This window comes from Sulfitobacter rhodophyticola (genome assembly GCF_041281685.2).
Classification (GTDB): domain Bacteria; phylum Pseudomonadota; class Alphaproteobacteria; order Rhodobacterales; family Rhodobacteraceae; genus Sulfitobacter.
In genome coordinates this window covers 756,203-776,543 of sequence record NZ_CP166251.2, presented here as the reverse complement: position 1 = coordinate 776,543, position 20,341 = coordinate 756,203, and the positions used below count along the sequence as shown (strand labels likewise).

At 51.8% G+C, this 20,341-nt stretch carries 13 protein-coding genes, 4 pseudogenes and 1 other annotated feature; of the genes and pseudogenes, 10 read left to right on the top strand and 7 right to left on the bottom strand.

The window, feature by feature from the left end; genetic code table 11:
* Positions 1 to 257: 257 nt before the first annotated feature.
* Positions 258 to 959, bottom strand: a pseudogene (locus AB4X18_RS04810) (IS3 family transposase); the annotation flags it as partial.
* Positions 960 to 1,570: 611 nt separating this feature from the next.
* Between AB4X18_RS04810 and AB4X18_RS04805 the strand changes: the two are divergent.
* The 4 genes and pseudogenes from AB4X18_RS04805 to AB4X18_RS04790 all read left to right on the top strand — a co-directional run bounded on the left by AB4X18_RS04805 (position 1,571) and on the right by AB4X18_RS04790 (position 10,699).
* The gene (locus tag AB4X18_RS04805; RefSeq protein WP_432817138.1) at positions 1,571 to 4,819 is read left to right on the top strand and encodes a glycosyltransferase; all 3,249 of its coding nucleotides are present in this window, start codon (positions 1,571 to 1,573) and stop codon (positions 4,817 to 4,819) included.
* On the top strand, positions 4,816 to 7,353 hold the full coding sequence (locus AB4X18_RS04800; protein WP_370402539.1) for a DUF3131 domain-containing protein: 2,538 nt from the start codon (positions 4,816 to 4,818) through the stop codon (positions 7,351 to 7,353). The genes AB4X18_RS04805 and AB4X18_RS04800 overlap by 4 nt, the downstream gene beginning before the upstream one ends.
* 364 nt (positions 7,354 to 7,717) lie before the next feature.
* Positions 7,718 to 8,600 (top strand): annotated as a pseudogene (locus tag AB4X18_RS04795) (IS3 family transposase).
* Positions 7,999 to 8,082, top strand: a sequence feature (AL1L pseudoknot). (Overlaps the previous pseudogene by 84 nt.)
* A 548-nt stretch (positions 8,601 to 9,148) precedes the next feature.
* Positions 9,149 to 10,699 carry an AAA family ATPase gene (locus AB4X18_RS04790; RefSeq protein WP_370402538.1) on the top strand — a complete coding sequence of 517 codons (1,551 nt, stop codon included), beginning with the start codon at positions 9,149 to 9,151 and terminating at the stop codon, positions 10,697 to 10,699.
* Here the strand turns inward: AB4X18_RS04790 and AB4X18_RS04785 are convergent.
* Positions 10,696 to 11,828, bottom strand: a protein-coding gene (locus AB4X18_RS04785) for an IS3 family transposase (RefSeq protein ID WP_370399034.1) whose coding sequence is annotated in 2 segments (ribosomal slippage) — positions 10,696 to 11,549 and positions 11,549 to 11,828 — 1,134 coding nt in all. Because the reading frame shifts where the segments join, the coding sequence is not laid out codon by codon here. The two genes, AB4X18_RS04790 and AB4X18_RS04785, sit on opposite strands and share 4 nt — an antisense overlap.
* A gap of 334 nt (positions 11,829 to 12,162) precedes the next feature.
* On the opposite strand from AB4X18_RS04785, the gene AB4X18_RS04780 reads away from it, so the two are divergent.
* From AB4X18_RS04780 to AB4X18_RS04765, 4 genes and pseudogenes are all read left to right on the top strand, one after another.
* Entirely contained in the window at positions 12,163 to 13,335 is a 1,173-nt protein-coding gene (locus AB4X18_RS04780; RefSeq protein WP_432817137.1) for a cold-shock protein, read from the top strand.
* Positions 13,336 to 13,669: 334 nt separating this feature from the next.
* Complete coding sequence (locus AB4X18_RS04775; protein ID WP_370402536.1) at positions 13,670 to 13,915, top strand: DUF3489 domain-containing protein; 246 nt, start codon at positions 13,670 to 13,672, stop codon at positions 13,913 to 13,915.
* The gene (locus AB4X18_RS04770; protein ID WP_370402535.1) at positions 13,905 to 14,315 is read left to right on the top strand and encodes a DUF2924 domain-containing protein; all 411 of its coding nucleotides are present in this window, start codon (positions 13,905 to 13,907) and stop codon (positions 14,313 to 14,315) included. The genes AB4X18_RS04775 and AB4X18_RS04770 overlap by 11 nt, the downstream gene beginning before the upstream one ends.
* Positions 14,312 to 14,752, top strand: a pseudogene (locus AB4X18_RS04765) (recombinase family protein); the annotation flags it as partial. The gene AB4X18_RS04770 and the pseudogene AB4X18_RS04765, both read left to right, overlap by 4 nt.
* A 256-nt stretch (positions 14,753 to 15,008) precedes the next feature.
* On the opposite strand, the gene AB4X18_RS04760 reads toward AB4X18_RS04765, so the two are convergent.
* Positions 15,009 to 15,203, bottom strand: a complete 195-nt coding sequence (locus tag AB4X18_RS04760; RefSeq protein ID WP_432817136.1) for a hypothetical protein — start codon at positions 15,201 to 15,203, stop codon at positions 15,009 to 15,011.
* A 782-nt stretch (positions 15,204 to 15,985) separates the two neighbouring features.
* On the opposite strand from AB4X18_RS04760, the pseudogene AB4X18_RS04755 reads away from it, so the two are divergent.
* Together AB4X18_RS04755 and AB4X18_RS04750 are read left to right on the top strand one after the other, a co-directional pair.
* A pseudogene (locus AB4X18_RS04755) lies at positions 15,986 to 16,300 on the top strand (integrase core domain-containing protein); the annotation flags it as partial.
* 34 nt (positions 16,301 to 16,334) lie between these two features.
* Positions 16,335 to 16,853 carry an N-6 DNA methylase gene (locus tag AB4X18_RS04750; protein ID WP_432817135.1) on the top strand — a complete coding sequence of 173 codons (519 nt, stop codon included), beginning with the start codon at positions 16,335 to 16,337 and terminating at the stop codon, positions 16,851 to 16,853.
* Positions 16,854 to 17,458: 605 nt separating this feature from the next.
* On the opposite strand, the gene AB4X18_RS04745 is transcribed toward AB4X18_RS04750, so the two are convergent.
* The 4 genes from AB4X18_RS04745 to AB4X18_RS04730 form a co-directional block, all read right to left on the bottom strand.
* Positions 17,459 to 17,887, bottom strand: a complete 429-nt coding sequence (locus AB4X18_RS04745; protein WP_370402532.1) for a hypothetical protein — start codon at positions 17,885 to 17,887, stop codon at positions 17,459 to 17,461.
* A gap of 203 nt (positions 17,888 to 18,090) precedes the next feature.
* Positions 18,091 to 18,261 carry a helix-turn-helix transcriptional regulator gene (locus AB4X18_RS04740; RefSeq protein ID WP_432817408.1) on the bottom strand — a complete coding sequence of 57 codons (171 nt, stop codon included), beginning with the start codon at positions 18,259 to 18,261 and terminating at the stop codon, positions 18,091 to 18,093.
* 109 nt (positions 18,262 to 18,370) lie between these two features.
* Positions 18,371 to 18,955 carry a hypothetical protein gene (locus tag AB4X18_RS04735; protein WP_370402531.1) on the bottom strand — a complete coding sequence of 195 codons (585 nt, stop codon included), beginning with the start codon at positions 18,953 to 18,955 and terminating at the stop codon, positions 18,371 to 18,373.
* Between the two features lie 14 nt (positions 18,956 to 18,969).
* Complete coding sequence (locus AB4X18_RS04730) at positions 18,970 to 20,175, bottom strand: tyrosine-type recombinase/integrase (protein WP_370402530.1); 1,206 nt, start codon at positions 20,173 to 20,175, stop codon at positions 18,970 to 18,972.
* Positions 20,176 to 20,341: the final 166 nt, after the last annotated feature.

The window sequence follows — 20,341 nt, the reverse complement described above, 5'->3', positions numbered from 1 at the left end:
GAATTGCCAAGTTAATTTCCATCAAGTGGTAGCAGACCTCTTCTTCCTGCTGAAAATAACTTCGAAAAGTCGTCACCAAAATAGTTCTGAATGCGAGTCGCCATACTACCTTGGATCGCTGACGAGATAGAGGTGTCAGTCCTGATGCGAGATTGATCCTCCCCCACTGAATTGGTCCGGCCCCATAATTAGGAAACGGAGGATCAAAGATGGGAATCAAACGACATAAGCCGGAAGAGATCGTCACGAAGTTACGACAGGTTGAGGTTCTCAAGGCAGCAAGCATCATTCACGGCTAAGGTGCAGAATCGACGAGACGCACCGAACGTGTCGGACAGAATGTCCAAAGACCAGAGCTCTCCGGGCCTCAGAGCCTCTGGCATGGGTGTCCGCGTGCCAAGGGCCCGGCTCCGGCCCTGTCGCCTCACGCCCAAGTTCTCCTCTGTCTAGAGCCGATACGGCTTCTTTTGTTCATGGTCATTCCCTTTCGATCCAGCATCACGCCGATCCGGCGAAAGCCGAACCGACGGCATTTGACGGCAACGGTCTTCATCTCCTTGCGTATCTCAGGATTGTCCGGTGTGCGTCCGCGCCTGACAGTTTGGGGATCGATACTAACAAGCCTTCACGCTCGGCGCTGCGAGATGCATAATCGCGCGTCGCGCTGAGCGCTGCACACCGACGTTTGGTGGCGTCGTCATGTCTTTCCTAACAAGTTCTTCGGGACCGCATTGTCCAGCATTTGATCGACAGTCGAATTTTAGGCTTGGCTTTTTCGTCCACCAGCGGCTTCAAAATTGCTGCATCAGACACCTTCTTGCCTCCAGAATTCGATTCGAACTTGCAGAAAGTGCCTTGGCTGCGGCCATGCTTGCGGCAGACCTCCGCTGGCGACATCCCGACCTCCTATCCATGGATCACCCCAAAAACTGGGCTTCTGTGGAACGGCTCTTTCGCATCTGTTTGCTCCATCGAAGGGTTAGGTAAACCCTACATCAGAATGAGCGACGTTTCGGGGGGCAGGTCAGGGCGGACCATTACACCGAGGGATGATCAACCCGTTGCAGATTGCGACAAAAACATGTCCAGAGACGGCTTGCAGAGAAACAATTCACAATAGCATAGAGCACTATTTCAAATACGGGTACTTTTTTGCCTTATTTGGATCGAATTTCCCAGCTTAATGTCAAAAATTTGACGCTCCGCCATTTTCTTGCCTAATTTGGTACAACCTGAGTTTGGCTATTTTGCGCCAGACATTGGGCGGAGTGTCGGGTGGGGGCCTTGCATTTGCTGATCGGCGTATCTGGTCCGCAATCCGTGCGAATTGGGTGAAGAGTGTTTTTAGTTTGCGATATATACTCGGCTCTGTTTGGCGTTCAATTTTGCCGACACAGCTGGAGTGTGGGGAGGCATAAGGATGTCCCTCCGGCGTTTTGAGTTTCACTTAGAAAGAGTCGAGGAAAAGAGAGCAGATTCTGCTGTCTTTAGTGATCCCAGTCAGGCTCGGCGATACTGGATACTAGTCCGGCTAGCCGTAGTAGCCTTGGCTACTCTCATTTGGACTAGCTTGTTCATTGACGGCATACCCTATGTTAAACCTGCGCTTGCAAATCAAGTTAGCCTTATCCCTGCAAGAGCAACGATTGATAGCGAGGCAATAGACAATCACTACTCTGTTGAGACGGTCAATCCGACCTCAAACTGCAATATTGCGCATGGTGAGAACCAGCACGAATCAGTGCTGGTCCCGCAAGCACGTATCGTTGCGCATCTCCCAATTACAGTCGAATGGTCGCACCTGTCTCTGAACAGAAGCTGTCAGGCTATCGACGTCTTGGTACCTGATTGGGTTACCATTACCCTTCAAGACGGTCAGCCGAATACTGAAGTTGCTAGCAAGGATACTCGTATGGCCGCTGAGGAGTATTTTGCGGGTCGCAATGGTGAAATCACCGTTCTGCCAAGAATACAATTTGACATGAGTGTGTATGACAGATCGCTCTCCGAAAGAGCCATCACTGCCAAGCTCTCTCGGGCAATGGAGTCTCAGATTGTGACGGAGCTCATATCACTCAATGCCCATGGTGCCTGCCTAGACCTTGAACCGTTCACTGGTTGGGAGGCCGCCAACCTTTTCAGACTAGTCAATGATTTCAAGAGCAATTTACAAGATGTTGGTTTTCGGACCTGCATCATCATGAATGCAACGCGCAGGCCTTGGCTGTCATTTGACCTCGAAAAAGGTTTCGACCAAGTCATTTTGAAAGCGTTCTATGAACCTTGGATCGGTTCAGCACCTACACCTTTGTCACGAAACGATTGGCTAGCCGAAACTGTCAAAACAGCGATGGCTCGAGTCGGAGGAGAACGGCTTACCGTCGCGCTGGGTAACTTTGCGGCTAGTTGGGAAGACGGATCACCAATACCCAAAAAGCTCTCTTACGGAGAAGTCATAGCAAATGTCAGCAGAAGCGATGCGGAGCTCCATTTCGCAGCCGAAGCGTCGGGTTCGTTCACAAAGTATCAATCTATAAACCGACGCCAGGAAAAGGTGTGGATGAATGATGCAGCCTCAATGTTTAACAATCTAGAGATTATGAAGGACGGTGGGGCTTCGAGCATCGGCGTCTGGTCATTGGGCTATGAGGATCCTGGGATTTGGCCACTCATCAGCGCCTTTAAGTCAGGCCTACCTACAGCGACGCAAGCGATTGAAACAATAAGCCTGAACAACTTCGTTCAGTACGTGGGAAAAGGGCCGGCACTTCGTATCTTAGAGAAGGCGAGTCTTGGATATCGCCAAGTCAAGACAAGTGCCCAGACGGGGCTGATTACGGAACAAAACTACGGCTATTACCCAACTCCATATCAGATTGAACGCTATGGTGCGCCAAAAGCTAACGAGGTGGTCCTGACCTTCGATGATGGCCCTCACCCGAAATACACGACAGCTGTCCTGAAGGTACTTGAAGAGCTTGATGTTCCGGCAACATTCTTTGTCTTAGGTCAGAATGTGATGAACTATCCAGACCTTGTAAGGCGCATTGTAGACAACGGTCACGAAGTCGGGACGCATTCATTTTCTCATCCAAGGATGGATCAGATTTCCTACTCGCGTACCAACTTTGAGCATGACTTTTCACATCGAGCACTTTCAAGCGCAACCGGCCAAGATACAGTCCTTTATCGTGAGCCCTTCTTAAGAAGCGGAGGGCCAATCAGCAGCGACCGAATCTGGCCACTTGAGGTTGTTCAAGGACGTGGAACACTAATTTATGGTATGGACGTTGTTCCAAAGGATTGGCTTGGACTAAGTAGCCAAGAAATCTCCGCCTATGTGGTGTCACAGGTTGAGGACGGCCAGGGCAATGTCATCTTACTTCATGACGGAGGTGAGAACCGCACACCTTCTGTTGAAGCTTTGCCTTCGATAATAAGTGAATTGCGTGATCGCGGGTATATTTTCACCACGGTGTCCGAAACGCTTGGAATAAATAGGTCAGAGTTGATGCCAGAAGTCTCCGGGCCTGGGTTACTCTTTGACAGGATATCTTTCGCGTTTGCTTCCTTGACTATCACCCTGCTACAGGCGGTTTTTTGGTGTTTACTCTTAATTGGTCTTTTCAGATTCACTGCAATCTTCTCATTGGCACTGCTCAGACGAAAACACACAGCCCGTTCGTTGGGTATTAGCCCAAAGGTGTCTGTGATCATTCCTGCATTTAATGAAGAAGTCGCCATTCATAAGTGTATTGAAAGTGTTCTGTCGTCTGATTACCAGAACTTGGAAGTTGTCGTTGTCGATGACGGGTCGCGTGATAACACTATCAATGAGGCGCTGGAGTTCAAGTACGAAGCCAGAGTAAGATACATCTTCCAACCAAACCAGGGAAAGTGGAGTGCTCTGAATAGGGCGATTTCATCCTTGAACGCAGAGGTAGCTGTTTGCATTGATGCAGACACAGAAGTTCGAACTGATGCTATCTCCAAGATGGTTGAGCATTTTGCTGACCCCAAAGTAGGGGCTGTTGCTGGCAAGATTACCGTTGGAAATGTTAGCAACCTGCTGACGGCCATGCAGGCATTGGAGTATGTAACAGCGCAGAATTTCGACAGGCGGGCCTATGACCACATAAACGGAATTTTGGTTGTTCCTGGAGCATTGGGTGCTTGGCGAGTCTCTGCACTTAAACGTGCAGGTCTATTCTGTGGTGAAACTTTGACTGAAGACTGTGACCTCACCCTTTCGGTCAGTCGGTCTGGCTATCGGATAGTTTATGAAGAACAGGCGATTGCCGTAACTGAAGCTCCGCGGACAGTCTCTGCATTGCTCACTCAACGTTTGCGGTGGTCATTGGGGATGTTCCAGAGCGCTTGGAAACACAAAAATGCTGTTCGCGAAAGACGGACTGTTGGCCTGGTCTCAATTCCCGACATGGTAGTTTTCGGCTATCTATTCCCATTACTGGCGCCTGTTGCTGATCTCCTCATCCTAGTTGCAGCATATGGATATCTTGTCGGCGACTGGACTGGAGACGTTGGTACAAATGTTAGTCTGGTACCCCCGGAAATGATCTGGGCATATCTTGCATTACCAGCAGCTGAGTTTGCCATTGCCCTCTTTGCTGTTCTGACTGACCCGGTCGCCAAGAAGAGACTGATATTGATATGGCCCGTGCAAAGAATCATCTACCGCCCATTGCTCTATGTATCTGTGTTCCGCGCGCTGGTCCGTGCAGCTTCAGGCAGTCTTGCCGCATGGGGTAAATCAAAGCGCTACGGCGGAAAATTGGTTGCCCAGGAGTATGCTGAATGAACCGTCGCGGATTCCTTCTCTCTGCTGCTGCAACTATTGGTAGCTCGACCGCAACAATTGCTGGCCCAGCAATTGCGACCAGCAGTACTACTTCGTTGGTCTTGACCGGGCTAAGCCCGGGCCTTTCAGTTGAAACCCTGATCGTAATTCTTGATGAGATCTGTTCGCGAGGAATTCCAGTTACATGTGTGGTCTCCGCATATGGAGAGGGCGCAAATGTAATCACTCCAGAATCGGACCTCAGCAGTGTACTTACCGCCTACATGCTGCAAAGAAAGATAGAAGTGGCACCGCTGATTCCTGATCTCCCAAATCAGTCAGAGTACTTTCAAAGCCGGTCAGTTCGCGATGTCAGCAAGCTTCTTCGAGATGCATTACGAGGAGCTATGCATGACCAACCAAGCTTCACTGTTATCGCTTGTAAAGAAGGCGAAAAACCGTGGAAGCCGACCGGAGTCCGGGCCGGAGGAGTGAAGTCAGTTGTTGTAATTCCAAATGATGAAAGCGAGGTCAAATCAGAATTATGGTCGAATGGTGTACTGCGCCTCAGAGGGGGCAAGCATTTCCCGTTTGACCTAGCGAAAGATGCGGAATTGAAGCTTGGCGGAACACAGTCGATCTTTCTACTCGACATGACCCAATTGTCAGGCATGGCAGCAGATCAGGTTGCGTCAGGCGCAGGTCAAGCTTTGGATAGACTAAGCGCGATGGAAATGGCTGGAACAACAAGCTTACATAGCGTTTCGGATCTACATCTGCGTGACAACTACAAGTTTCGTCGATTTGTTGCCGTGCACCTAGCTCTTCCAGCCACCAAGGACAGCGACTTGATGGCAAAATACAAAGCCTTCAGGACTGAACTTGAGAGTGTCGGCCTTCAGGTGAGCACTAGCCAACCCCAGAAGAATGGCCACCACAAGAAGTCGCTATTTTGGTTGCCTATTGAAACCCCGCGAGACGGGAACGCTTCAAGCGGGGGCCAATTTGAACTTCTCAGCGTTAGCGTGGACAAAATCAGTGACCAAACCAAAAGCGAGTTTGACCCTGGCAAACCTCTGCAATCTGGCCATTGGGTTGGCTTGGCCAGTAATAAAGCTAAAGGCTTGGACAAGGCGGGTATACTCTGGCTACCAAGTGTTCAGGTCTCAAATTTTGAGACTATACGAATACTAGAGGAACAACTCAAAGAACCAGAAGATGTTGTGGTTTCAATACTTCCGCAGGCTTTGGCGGAGCCCTATACGAAAACTGCAGTTCTGTCCCTGCTTAAGAAGACAATGCGCGATGGGTTTAGTCGCCTTGGGCCTATTAACTCTTTGGCCAACGAAATAGCTCCCAAAGGGGCGGAAATAGCCCACCAACGACGCACCATTGGGGCGCTATTTGGTGCACAGCGGGCGGTCCCATCAAAGGCGGACCGCGAACGGAAACGGCTCTTCGATGATGCCGAAGTTGCTTGGAGATACATCAGCCAGAATACTATTCAAAGAACCGGACTTTGTCCCGCAACTGTTAGCTTCTCGCCAACAGAAGGCCGTGTCCATCCTACAGTCACCATGTGGGACGTCGGCAGCCATATTAATGGGCTAATTGCCGCTTCACAGATAGGCATCCTTCCAAAGCGGGAGTTTGAAAGGAACATCGCAAAAATCTTGAGACAAGTCAGAGGTAGGAGGACCCAGAACCGCTTACTGCCGCAGGGCTGGATACGAGTGGATCGCCAAAAGTGGGGAAACAGAGATTTTGATGGTAGCGATGCGGGAAGACTATTGTCATCGCTTGAGAATCTGAGGCGTTATGCAGGCATGAATGACCAACTTGAGGGCTTAGTAAACTCTTGGGACTTAGACCAAATTGTAATTGATGGTGAAGTTAACTCTGTTACCGATGGCAGGCTGCACTCGGTCTATAGGTCTCATAGCGCGCACTACTCTGCGCGGGCATTCCGCTCTTGGGGTGTTGACGCCAAGTCTCCGTACGAGGTCGTTAGCGGGAGTTTCTCCTATGACGACCAAATGAGATTGTTGGAGGCGGCTTCAACAATTGGTCCCCTAGGTGCGGAACCACTCTTGCTGGAAGCCATGGAAAGCGACATGTCGATTGAAAGCGCATACTTGGCGGAGGTTTTGTTTGCAGCACAAATCGAAGACTTCACGGAAACAGGGCGGCTGATCGCAGTCTCAGAGGGTCCGATTGATCGCGCACCATGGTTCACATACCAAGGCTTACAGCTCGATGCCCAAGAACGGACTTGGGCACTAGATACTGTAGGTTTCAATCCGGAACATCACACGCCGGAATTCTGGGACGAATATCTGGTTCTGAGTTCAAAGTCGGCATTTCTTTGGGCTGCATACAAGCCTCATGCGTATTCTGACACTCTAGTCGATTTTGTTCGGAAGAATTGCAGAACAAATCAGGGTTTCGCATCAAGCGTATTTACAAAAACAGGTCGGGTTACATCGACGTATTCAGATCTTAATACTAACGGAGTAGTTCTTCAAGCAATCGCGAGGCAGCTTGGTGAAGCATGAAGAATCAAGCTTCTACTGAATAAGTCAACACGAACTAGTACAAGCGATGATCTGACTTCAGCTTTTAAGAACAGTTCATTGATATGGATAAAAGTGTTTCCTAGTTTAGCACCAATTTACCTAAAAAATTGTGCGAATCGCTTTTTTGCCCGATGTTCTAAGGACGGCGAAGAGATCACTTCGCTCCCAATTGCTGCGTACCTTCTACCCAGTAGCCGCAGCAAACCTACTGACGGTAGCTAACCGCGCTTTCGAAACGCGGTTAGCTACTTCGAGCCGCATCTTTTGATGGAGGGAAGCTATCCCTGAAGTGAACCGCGCCGGGTTTGCCGGAGGCTCCAAATCATGAGTAGGATGGAGCATCATGACAAAGACAACGAGCAAGTATTCACCAGAAGTGCGCGAACGCACCGTGCCGATGGTATTGGATGGCGCCGGGCAGCATGAAAGCCGTTGGTCGGCGATTGTGTCGATTTCCTCGAAGATCGGTTGCGCGCCGGAAACGCTGAACGAATGGGTCAAGAAGGCCGAAGTTGATACTGGCCAGCGCGGAGGCATCACCACCGAACAGGCTGAGAAGATGAAAGCGCTTGAGCGCGAGGTGCGCGAACTGAAGCAGGCCAATGAGATCCTGCGCAAAGCATCCGCATGTATTGCCCAGGCGGAGCTCGACCGCCCACTGAAACGATGATCCAGTTCATAGGGGATCACCGCCAGTTCCATGCGCCAGCGCCAAATGTGCTCTGGGTCAGCGACTTCACCTATGTCGCGACATGGCAGCGGTTCGTGTATGTAGCCTTCGTCATCGACGTTTTTGCCGGTCATATCGTTGGATGGCGCGTCAGTCGCACAGCCACTGCCAGATTTGTCCTCTATGCTTTGGAACAAGCCATTCATCAACGCAGACCTGCACAAGATCAACTGGTGCACCACTCAGATCGTGGATCGCAAGATCTATCGATCAAGTATACCGAACGGCTGGCAGAGGCAAAGATCGACCCGTCTGTCGGCAGCGTTGATGATTCCTATGACAATGCCCTGGCAGAAACGATCAACGGCCTGTTCAAGGCTGAGGTCATTCACCGGCGTGGACCGTGGCGCAGTTTGAGGCCGTGGAATACGTGACCTTGGAATGGGTGGATTGGTTCAACAATCGCCGCCTGCTGGAGCCTATCGGAGATCTCCTGCCAGCCGAAGCAGAGGCAAACTTCTCCGCCGCTCTGGCAAGATCAGGTAAGGACGCATAACTAAGGCAAATCAGCCTCCGACAAACCCGGCGTGGTTCAAAGTGCCATCGGTGGACCGCCTCCATAAGCCGGTCTTGTCCAAATGGAAGCCGACCGCACTGAGTTGAACAATCTGGCTGGCGCATCTCCCAAGCTTGAGGCCGATTTGGAAGGTCAGTACCTTTCGTGGGCAGCCCAAACCGGGGTTTTGGATTGGGAGATTGCACTTCCGAAATTATTGGACGCATGGAAGCTTGAGTCTGCCGAAGGCTAGTCCAAAACCTGATACAGGTACGGCCCATTGCCGCCGTTGACCACAGCTGCTCGACGCTGCAGCTGCAGCCCGCAAAGCTGCCTTTCGCTGCATCCGCGAGCTGTAAAGCAGTAATAACTCACAGTGCGCCGGAAAGCCTTCTTTGCACGAAGCGTCTGAAAGCGTAAAGATTGATGGTTCTTTTTGGGTCGTATAGTTCCAGAATGCGCCGTACCCCCACCATGCCATTGCAAGTCATTCGAAAAGGTCTGAAACTGATGAAAATCAGACAAAAATTAGAAATCAGGATTGTCACTTGTCCGAGCTAGACCAAGCCCACGATAGATTCCAGGCGCTCTTGAAAAGCGTCGATGAGCATCGCGAAAAGATCGTGTCTGAAGAAGACTCGAAAGTGCAAATCATCACTAGGATTCTTACTGATGTACTAGGATGGGACACCTCTGACATTGGTTCTGAGCGCAAACATCAGAGTGGGTTTTCTGACTACCTCATGAGCATGCTTGGAAACCCGACTTTTGTGGTCGAAGCGAAGCGGCAAGGCATTTTTGACATTGCTGTTGCTGAACAGAAGAAATTCCGTACTTTGCGCGTTTCTGGTCCAGCCCTAAAGTCAGCAACAGCAGGCATCCAGCAAGCCTTTTCCTATGCAAGCGAAGAAGGGCTGCCGTTTGCAGTCCTTACCGACGGGTTTTCTTGGATAGTCTTCAAAACGCATGTCCCAGGCAAGAACTATAGAGCAGTAGAGGCATTCGTATTTCCCTCTTTGGACGCCGTACTAGAAGATTTCTCCGTCTTCTTCGATCTTTTGGCGAAAACCCAAGTTGCGAAGCGCACTTATGTCCAAATGTTTGATGAGCTTCATAACCGAAGAAGTGCCTTTGAGCGAAAGCTTGTCAGTCCTTTCGATGAGGCTGAGATTCGGATCGCCCAAAAGTCCCCACTAGCATTCGATCTTGACCGTGTTTTTGACGTGTACTTTGGGCGCATGCGCGGTGACGATGACCCTGACCTTCTCATTGAATGCTTCGTCGAGACCCGAGAAAGTAGGGTTGCCGACTTTTCTCTAGAAAAAATGACGGCGCGGGTTTTGGGTAACATCAACCCAGCTGCAAACGACCTCGACGGCCATTTGGAAGACGTTGTGCGAAGTTCCGTGGACGTCGATGAAGGGCAAACAGTGTTCATCGTAGGTCCGACCGGAGCAGGAAAAACCACATTTCTGGATCGGTTCTTCAGAAAGACATTGTCAAAAAATTTGCGGGACCGCTGCGTTGATGTTCGTGTCAGCTGTCTGGATGCATCCGGCGATCAAGATAGCATGGTCACTTGGATGATCGACAGATTGATCGAAGAGATTGAACGAGAAGTCTTCGAGGGTGGCGCACCCACTTGGGATGACTTGGTTGGGATGTATTTTCGCGAATACCGTAGGCGTGCCGAAGGGGCCGGTGCAGAGCTCTACAAGTCAGACAAGGCGGCCTTCAAAATCGAGTTTGGAAAGTTCCTGGAGGACCGCGTAGAAAACGACCGGGAAGGATACCTGAAGCGGTTATTGGCTGACATTGTCACGAATCGTGCAAGACTGCCTATTTTGATTATCGATAACATCGATGAGTTCTCGTTCGAGCAAAAAACGGATATCTTTCAGTTGGCACAAGCCTTGAGAAGACACGCAAAGCACGCGTTGGTCATCTTTCCTATTACCGACAAGTCAGCGTGGGCGTTTTCAAAGTCGGACATTTTTGGAATATATTCGTCGAAGTCCTTCTTCCTGCCGACCCCAGAGGTGGTCTTAGATTTTAGACCATTTTGCAGCGTGGTTAAGATGGATCAGGGTTTGATTTAGGCTGCTGTTCTCATTGGTTCAGTTTTGCTGACATAGGCCTCATCAGGGGTCAATATGCCGTGGGTCGAATGTGGGCGTTCAGAGTTGTAGTAGGTCAGCCATTTACTGATCCCGTTCCTCATTTCTGAACCAGTTTCGAAGGCATTGAGATAGACGCATTCATACTTCAGGGATCGCCACAATCGTTCGATCATGCGGTTATCGCGCCATGCGCCTTTGCCATCCATGCTGATCTTGATCTTCGCGTCTGTCAGTACGTCGATCCAAACGCCGCTCGTGAACTGACTGCCTTGATCGCTGTTGAAGATTTCCGGCGTGCCGTGCTTGGCCAAGGCCTCGTTTAGGGCCTCAACGCAGAAGTCCGCATCCATGCTGTTTGATAATCGCCAAGCCAGGACCTTGCGGCTGTACCAATCCATGATCGCCACGAGATACAGGAAGCCGCGCCGCATCGGAATATAGGTGATGTCTGCGCACCAGACTTGGTTTGGGCGGTCGATCACCGCATTGCGCAGCAGATATGGCCAAATCTTATGCTGAGGATGTTTCTTACTTGTGTTTGGTTCCTGATAAATCGGCACCAATCGCATGAGGCGCATCAAACGGCGCACGCGATGCCGCCCACATTTGTGGTCGTTGCGCTGCATGAAGCGCGCGATCTGGCGTGATCCGTACCATGGTGTTTCCAGGAACTGTTTATCGATAATCTTCATGAAACGCAGGTTTTCAGTACTTTCACCAACGGGCTGATAGTAAAGGCGCGACCGTGACAGCTGCAACAGTTCGCACTGTTTACGCATGCTTAACTTTTTATTCCGGCTCACCATTTTTTGCCTCGCGTCCCGAGCAACTGATGCGAGGCGTCCGCTAAAAAATCCCGTTCCACAACAAGCTGGCCAATCTTGGAATGCAACTTATCGACGTCAGCGGCACTCACTGGCTCGGGCGTTGAACCTTTGCGGCTAAAGGCCGTCGCCATGTTCTCTATCGCCGCGCGCTTCCAAGTCCCGATCTGGGTTGGATGCACACCATATTTCTTCGACAATTCCGCCAATGTCATTTCCTCGCGGATCGCTTCAAGCGCAACCTTGGCCTTAAACTCGGGTGAGTGGTTCTTTCGTTTCTTCATTCTGGATCACTTCTTTCGTCATGCGATCCACCTTAATGACTGGTCTGAATTTCCGCGACCACCTCTCCCTTCTCCTAGGGACGTCTTCCGTAAACGCATCGACTACTTACGGTCAAAGATCGATGTCTTTGACACAGAAGACGACAGGAAAGACTACTTTACGTCAAAGGGCATCAGAGTTTCCATTGAGAACCTTGATGGGTTTGCGGCCGTGCTTGAGCAAGTTTTTGTCGATCACGAGTTTACTTCGAAGACGCTTGGTGAGCTCTGCAACTATAACATAAGGCGGACACTATCACTGGCGCGCAGAGTTATGACGTCAGCAGTCTTTAGCGTGGACCAATTGATTGCAACTTTTGTCGCAGGCCAGCCAGTTTCGATTGGATACCTCAAGTTCACAAATGCTCTGCTTAGGGGTGATTACGCATTGTTTCGACAATCCGACCAACACGAAATTTTCCCTATTTTTCAGATCGATAAGAACTACCAAGAGTCACCTCTACTAGCCATTCGTATCCTGTATTTTCTGGAGGCTGTTGCCCTTACAGAACGAAACATTGAAGACAAGCACGTCAGCGTACAATCGATTATTGACTACTTTGATGTTCTTGGATGTTCAGAAGCAGCCTGTCTCAGCGTACTCAACAGACTGTTCGTGGCGCGACTTATGGAGCCCTACGATGTGTCTGTTCCAAACGTAGCGGCAGGGCAAAAACTGGCAATAACATTTGCAGGTAAGGCTCATGTGCAGCTTGCGACAACAAACCGAGCTTTCTTCTCTCAAATGGCTCTGACGACGTCTATAGCAGATGAAAGCAAGGCCGATGAGATAGGCCAAGCCTATCTGTCGAAGAACTCACCAAGAGATCGACATGATACGATCCGAAAAGTGTTTGCTGACTATCTCCTGATCGAAGATGCGCAACATCTACAACACGCTACAAGCTCTCCAGCCTACCAGGGCCAATCGGAGCTAATCGGGCTAATCAGGCGGCTCGGAACGGCAGACAGCAAGTCACAAGCGAGTGCCGGAGACACAATATCCATTTCAAAGAGAAACGTCGTCGGAGTTGTGGATTGGTTCGACTCAAGGAAAGGATTTGGATTTGTTGAGATTGGTGGCGTGAGCGGAGGCGTATTCGTTCATATGGAGACTGTTAAGTCCTCGGGACTTGATGGGCTCAATGACGGAGACGATATCGTTTGTGACGTAGGGTCTTCATCTAAAGGCCTCTCAGTTCAGAAAATCCATTCAATTAAGAATGATCCTACGGAAATTGAAGTCGTCAAGTGCCAGGTCATTCGGGTGTTTCATGATCGAGGTTATGGGTTCGTTCAGCTAGATGACTCCGAGCGCACAGCCTTCTTTCATTTTTCGGTTCTCAGCACTTCTGATTTAGAGGCGATGGCAGTCGGTTTAAAAATAAAGGTTGAGCTCAAAACTGACAAAGGGGGCACGGCAACTCAGGTTCGCCGAATACTGAAAGTCTATGATCCCACAGGCTGACTTCTTGGGCAGCAAATTTAGTTTGGGCATATTAGTGCTTGCGAATGACCGCTTTCGTCTAGTGTTGGCGAATGTGTTGCTTAAGCAGCGAAGGTCCGGTTTCCGCCCATGCTGCTTCTCGCTGCGGCTGCATATCCAGAGTATTTCCGGTTTCCTCGCTGATCGGACTGGACTTCGCTGGCCACCGGAGCGGTACTGTTGTCACGCCATGGCCCATTCGCATGCGTTGCCCGCTTAGCCCGGGCTCTGCTCAGTAGCAGCGGAATTTCTCCGCTGATCATCTGAGGAGACAGACGTGACCAAATCAAGAACCCAACCAGGAGCCACCGCCCGCATGACCAAGAAAGCGCAGCTGATCAAGCTGCTGGGAACCAAGTCCGGGGCTGACATCAAGACACTGAGTGACAAGTTGGGCTGGCAGCAGCACACGACGCGGGCGGCTATGAGCGGGCTGCGCAAAGCAGGCTATGAGGTGGCAGGGGAGAGGCCCGCCAAGGGTGGCATGTCAAAGTTCCGTATTTTGTCTGCGCCAGCTGAGCAAAAGGATACAGCAGCAGCGGCAGCAATAGATGGGGCGTGATCCCAACCCGGAGCGTCCTGCAACGGTGGAGCAATGGGAGGCGGTCTTTGGACCGCCTCCGCCAGGATACCTGTCGGTGCCTTTCATGCAAAAGGCGATCCACTATGAACAGCAATCCAAAGCACTGGGCGGGCTATCCGCCGCCACCCGTCGGGTGCTGCGACAGATTGCGAAGGGGGAAGCTGTCGAGAAGGTAGCCCCGGCAAAGCTGAGCGCAGGCACGCATCTTGTGCGGGAGTGGAACGGCCGAACCTATCAGGTGCATGTGACAGAGAATGGCTTTGAGATGGATGGTAAAACATGGTCGTCACTCTCGGCCATCGCCAAACATATCACTGGTGCCACATGGTCAGGCCCGCGCTTCTTTGGGTTGACCGGTGGGGCAGGGGGCCGGACATGAAGGAGCTGCGCTGTGCCATCTACACCCGCAAGTCCTCTGAGGATGGCCTGGAGCAGGAGTTCAACTCACTGGACGCACAACGCGAGGCCTGTGCGGCCTATATCGCCAGCCAGAAACATGAAGGCTGGGTGCTGCTGCCCGAGCACTACGATGACGGCGGGTTGTCAGGCGGGTCCCTGGAGCGGCCAGCGCTCCAACAACTGTTGCAGGACATTGCCGACGGACGTGTTGATCAGATCATTGTCTACAAGATCGACCGGCTCACTCGCTCCCTCGCAGACTTCTCAAAGATCGTCGACATCCTGGATGCGGCCCAAGCCTCCTTTGTCTCCGTCACCCAATCGTTCAACACCGCAACCAGCATGGGACGGCTGACACTGAACATGCTGCTGTCCTTTGCGCAGTTCGAGCGGGAGGTCACGGCGGAACGCAGGCGAACTCAGCATCCGGATACATGCGAAAGAGCTCGGCAAGCTGTTTGAGCAAGATCACCAGGAACTCGCCGAAGACCACCTGACCCTCACAGCGCCGTTCCAGCTGCGCAAACGTGGCGTTGAGACAAAGCTGATCTTTGCGGAAGATCCCCCAGAGCGGGATGACACCCTGATCAAGAACATCGCGACAGCGCATCACTGGTTTGCGTTGATCAAAGCGGGCCAGACGTTGTCAGAGATCGCCAAGGCATACGGCATCTCATCCCGGCGCGTTCAACAGATGATCGAGCTCGCCTTTCTCGCGCCTGACATCACGAACAGGATTCTCGAAGGCAGCCAGCCACTCGGCTTCACATCTGATTGGTGCAAGCGGCACTCTCTGCCAGTCGCCCAAATCCCCGGTGCGGTTTCCCGCTAACCCGCCGTCTATGAGTTTGAAGTCGTGATGTCTCATTGCAATTCCTTCTAGCGCCGCAAAGAAGACACCAGTTGTTGGGCGCTTTTGGCACCGATCCATGTCCAAACGAAGGAAAGTCACTGCTCTAGGCGCTGAATTGAGGCGCGCTAAGGGCTATCGCGGCCTGGAGCTTTTTGCCTCAACCAGAACAGGCATAGGATCTGGCCCCTCACCAAGCATGAAGAGTGTGAACCGTCCAGACAGCGTTATCCTCTTGTCGGGCTTTATCAGGCCCGCTTCAATCATGTCCCAAGCGCAGTTGGGGTATGTGGGTGGAGCAACCCAAACGCCTGATGAAGTGAACCTTGCACAGGCACGCAACATAGCAATTTGAGCAAAACGTCTGCTCTTGGACATAGTATAGGCTCGTTCAATATCACAAATCTATGTTATCATGTAACAAGTTCAGAGACATCTCGACAAGGGGAAGGTTGTTGCCCCCCAAGAGCTTTGGACATGTGGGCAGTCCCTGACAAAAAGTTGCCCCGCCGAAGCGGGGCTATAGTCTCAAGAAATCGGGAAAGCTCTCTAGTTCAGATACCCAAGAAGTATGAGAAAAATGTTGCAGACGTCAAATGGCAATGCGCAGCTTCTTTCAGCAACTTAGAGACAGAAGGTACCAGCCATCTGCCATCAAGTAATGCCTGGGTTGCAAACTGTGATCCTCCCCCACTGAAGTGGTCCGCCCCTATAGTTAGGAAACGGAGGATCGAATATGGGAATCAAACGACACAAGCCGGAAGAGATTGTCACGAAGCTACGGCAGGTTGAGGTGCTTTGCGGCCATCCGATCAGACAACGGCCCAGAGTTCATTGCACAGGCCGTTAGAGATTGGATCGCAGCGGTCGGGGCAAAGACCGCCTACATCGAGCCGGGATCACCTTGGGAGAACGGATACTGCGAAAGCTTCAACGCGCGCTTCAGAAACGAGTTGCTCAATGGAGAGGTCTTTTTCAGCCTGCGGGAAGCACAAATCCTGACTGAACAATGGAGGAACCACTACAACACCAAACGACCACACAGTGCTCTAGGCTACCGCCCACCGGCTCCGGAAACCATCGTCCCGATGGAACCCAGGCCGATCATGCACTAACATTCAAACTGGACCATTTAGGTGGGGCTGATCAGTGTTGCCTGACAACGTGCTTTTCGAGGCGGGGCGCGCCGGTGAAGGCATTCGAAAGCGTCTGCTTGAAGGTTTCAACTTCCATACACTTCCAAGGTTGCCGACGGGCATCTGGTACAGCCCCGGTGTGAAGGCAAACGTCCTCTTCTTTGATAAGAAGGCGGCGTCACGGGAAGCTCAGACGCGAGAGCTTTGGGTCTACGACTTCCGGACGAATGTCCACAAAACCCTGAAAACAAAGAAGCTGGTCCAGTCCGATCTCGACGACTTCGCTTCCTGCTATCAGAAGCGCGAAGAGACGGATCGCTTCAAAAGATTCTCGTACGACGACCTCGTCGCGCGTGACAAACTCAACATGGATATTTTCTGGCTCAAAGACGACAGCCTCGAAGACATCGACGCTTTGCCCGAACCTGACGTGATTGCAACTGAGATCGTCGAGAACTTGGAGGCGGCGCTTGAACAGTTCCGGAGCGTGGCAGAGGAGCTCGCTCCGGTGGCAGGCAACGAACATGCGTAACGCCAAACGGAGTCCTCCCCCTTTCTGCCGTGGTAACCCCATTAAGCTGAGGGACTCACGCCGGAGACCATCCGGAGCTTTGTGCTGCATACTCGGTTGTCCTTGCCCGATTGGGCCGTGCTTCTCAGCACGTCTGCCGATGCATTTCTTACGGCTGCACCACCGTGGACCGACTTTGCCGGGGGGTCTAATCCGGCCCTCTCGGTTACCACGGCGTTGGACCGTCACAAGGCTGTTGCGCCACGGCTCCGGGATGGAATGGGGACACCAGTGCCCGGAATTTTTTCGTTGCTCAGTTATTTCCACTGGGTCCAGCCGAGACACCTTGGGCGGGTTTGGCGACGGGAACCCTGCAAAACCGTGGTTGGCGCTGCTCATTGCGCTCGACCTCAAATCGAGCTAGCAGTTTAGCGTGTTTGGGCAGTCGCCAACTTGAACCAAACACATTGCTACCCCACGCCATGGTTTGGCCCGGGTACTCTGGAGGAAAAGCCACCTCGTTCAGAACGGGGTGATTTGGGTCAGATTTCGGGTGTCACGGTAGTTGCGACCTGCGGTGCTCTATCTGCCCCAAGTTACCTTTGGTAACTTATTGAAAATAAGGGTCAAAAAAGATCTGGCTCAAAGGACTTTTCTTGGGAGAGATACCAAAGAAGTAGATACATCCGGTCACGCCACCTGCGAGCGGCATCGATTGTTTCGAACGATCGTCGATACCGATTACCTTCGAGTGTGATTGATACGCGTCGCATTGAGCCATGCGTCTGTATGTTACGCATGTCGTTCTCTTTCTCGACATAATACTCTTGGTCTTCCTCGCAGGTCTCCATGGTTGAGACCATATCGGGCGGGAGTTGAACCTTAAGTTTTGCAATCCAGTACTTTAGAACGGCCAAACCTCGCCGACCATCCACGTCGGCTTCCGCAACTCTGCGCTTGAGCTTCGGATCGCCTCCGCAACACCGGTCGATGATCAGTTCGTAGTCGCCGAACAATCTAGGAATTTCGTCCGGCAGTGTTTCTTGCTTGGGCATGCGACAATCCTTGAAAGTTCGGTGAGCGCCGCGGCTCTGGTTTCTAGTGGCCATCGGTTTTGGTCCTTGTGGTTTGCAGGCCAAGTTGTCCGTTGTTGAAAGACAAAGGGGGTCTGTCCCCAATGTGACTTGGTGGTCATTTCTGTCTCTGATTTGTTCGGGAACCGCTGTGGCTGAAGTTGAGATTGAAGAGCGCGTCGCCGTTACTTCGACGCGTTCTCGCGCTCTTCTATCCAAGCGGTTATCGCTTCCTCAGACCAACCAACTGCGCGTTTGCCAAGTTGGATCGGCCTCGGGAAAGCCTCGGCCTTAATCATCGCATAGATCGTTGATCGCGAGAGGCCGGTGCGGTCTTCGACGACTGGGCGCCGGATAATTTTGTTTGGGATTTTCTAGCTCCTTCTGTGTCAGTCTCGGACATCTAGGAGCATCGCAGGAGTTACTTAGGCTGTACCCCTGCGTTTTATCGGGTAAATAAAAAGCTTAGCCCAGCTTTAGACCGCTGTGCCAGATACGCCGGATATGGTCATATGAAGCTGGTCTCAGCTTCAAGCTAACCATGGCGTCTGCCACAATGTCACAGGCGGTATCTGCGTGTTCTGTCTTGTTGTCTCGCGCCACGATAAAGCCCCAGCCTTTCACCATCCAAACTGCATGGCGGATGATTGCATGCTGAAGCGTGTTGCCCACCGAATTTTCGGTCCGGCCCCGGTTGCCCGCTGGCCTTGTATTGAAACCAGACAGATATCGTCCGACGAAGGTAGTTATCTCTTCGTGCGGAATGCTTCTGTATCCCTGAAGGTGCCATCCTGCCCAAACTATGACAGCGTCAAAAGCTAGGGCATCTCCATTCAAGGCTTGCTTCAAGAGCTCATCTATGTGGCTGTGATCTACGTGGTTTGGGTATACACTGATGTTCGCAATCTCGCCGTTGTCAGACAGTTCGGGGATGACCCCATCAGGGAAGGCTCGTGTCCATTTTGCTAAATCTCTGTCTGCTTTTTTCGCGCTTTCGAACGCCTTCTTGAGAAACTCCTCAATCTCATCGAGTGCCTCCTTTCTTTCCATTCCAACCGCCGCGACTAAATCTTCAGCTTGACGACCACGGGAGATGTGGCACCTGAAAGATAGTTCGCCCAGTCCTCCATCATCTGGCGACGCTTTTCCAAGAAGTCGCTCCGAGCGTAGGCCTGTTCTGCGGCGTCTCCGATCTTGTGAGCCAATGCAGCCTCAGCAACTTCTCTAGGGTACTTGGTTTGCTCCTGTGTCCATGTGCGAAAGGAAGTACGAAACCCATGTACATCAGCATCGAACCCCAGCTCTTTGACCAACTTGGACAGCGTCATGTCGGAGATGGGCCGGGCATGCTTTGTTCCGGGAAAGACCAAGCTCGAACCGTCAGACAAAGACCTTGCTTCGCTTAGGATCTGCACAGCGCGTTTAGATAGCGGCACACGATGATCGCGCTTCATCTTTGCGCGCTGCTTGGGAATGATCCAAGTCGTGCCCTTGAAGCCGCCGTCATCGCCCAATTCAATCTCATCCCAGTGTGCCTCCCGTGTTTCCTTCGACCGCGTCGCAGTCAAGATTAGGAACTCTAAGGCTAGCTTTGTTGTCGTTCCAGCTCTTGAGGCCTGCACAATTTCGATACACTGGGCGATCTGTTTGTACGGGAGTGCCTTGCGATGCTGAACCGCCGTTTGCAGCCGCGGCAGAGCTAAAGCTTCACCGGTCGACGGGTTGCCAGTACACATACCCTCTGCGATGCCCCATTTGAACACTCGGGAAGTCCGATGAACAAGCTTGCGCGCTATGCCGGGCGTCTTTTCTCGTGCTGTCAAGATTGCACGTCGTACATCTGCGCTGGTCACCTCTGCGAGTGGAATCGTTCCAATGCGAGGGAACATGTATGCTTGCAGTGTTGAGAGAAACGCAGCGGCGTCCTTAGGGTTCTTGTACGAGGGGGCGACTTCTGCATGAGTTTTGAGTGCCGCCTCTTGGAAGGTCAGCATGACGCGTGCCTTTTTCTTTTCGGCTAGGGGGTCTCGACCGGCGCGTACGAGCTTCTTGTTTTCTGCTGCTTGTTCCCGGGCCTCTGCCAACGACACCATAGGGAAAGAGCCGAGGCCTAGCTCACGCCGCTTACCTCTGATGGTGACACGTTGCACCCAGAAGCGTGAACCGTTGCGATCAACACGCAAATAGAGGCCTGTTCCTTGTCCGTCATGATATTTGCCGGGTTGAGATACACTTTTGACGGAGGTGGCAGTCAGATTTGATTTGGCCATTAGGCTCTTCCCCCAATTCTTCCCCCACATTCGTCAGGACGTTCTTGGAATGTACCGGATCACACGGGACATATAAAGCAGCTTTTCTACATTTAATTGAGGGACTTGAGATTCTTCTTTGGAATCCCTCGGAACGCTAAATGGCGCTTTCAGGGATCGCCATGGT

Excerpts from the sequence above, each read along its gene's own strand:
- AB4X18_RS04730 (WP_370402530.1), bottom strand. The coding sequence starts at position 20,175 with ATGGCCAAATCAAATCTGACTGCCACCTCCGTCAAAAGTGTATCTCAA.
- AB4X18_RS04775 (WP_370402536.1), top strand. The coding sequence starts at position 13,670 with ATGACCAAGAAAGCGCAGCTGATCAAGCTGCTGGGAACCAAGTCCGGG.
- AB4X18_RS04760 (WP_432817136.1), bottom strand. The coding sequence starts at position 15,203 with ATGAGACATCACGACTTCAAACTCATAGACGGCGGGTTAGCGGGAAAC.
- AB4X18_RS04735 (WP_370402531.1), bottom strand. The coding sequence starts at position 18,955 with ATGGAAAGAAAGGAGGCACTCGATGAGATTGAGGAGTTTCTCAAGAAG.
- AB4X18_RS04770 (WP_370402535.1), top strand. The coding sequence starts at position 13,905 with ATGGGGCGTGATCCCAACCCGGAGCGTCCTGCAACGGTGGAGCAATGG.
- AB4X18_RS04800 (WP_370402539.1), top strand. The coding sequence starts at position 4,816 with ATGAACCGTCGCGGATTCCTTCTCTCTGCTGCTGCAACTATTGGTAGC.
- AB4X18_RS04745 (WP_370402532.1), bottom strand. The coding sequence starts at position 17,887 with ATGCCCAAGCAAGAAACACTGCCGGACGAAATTCCTAGATTGTTCGGC.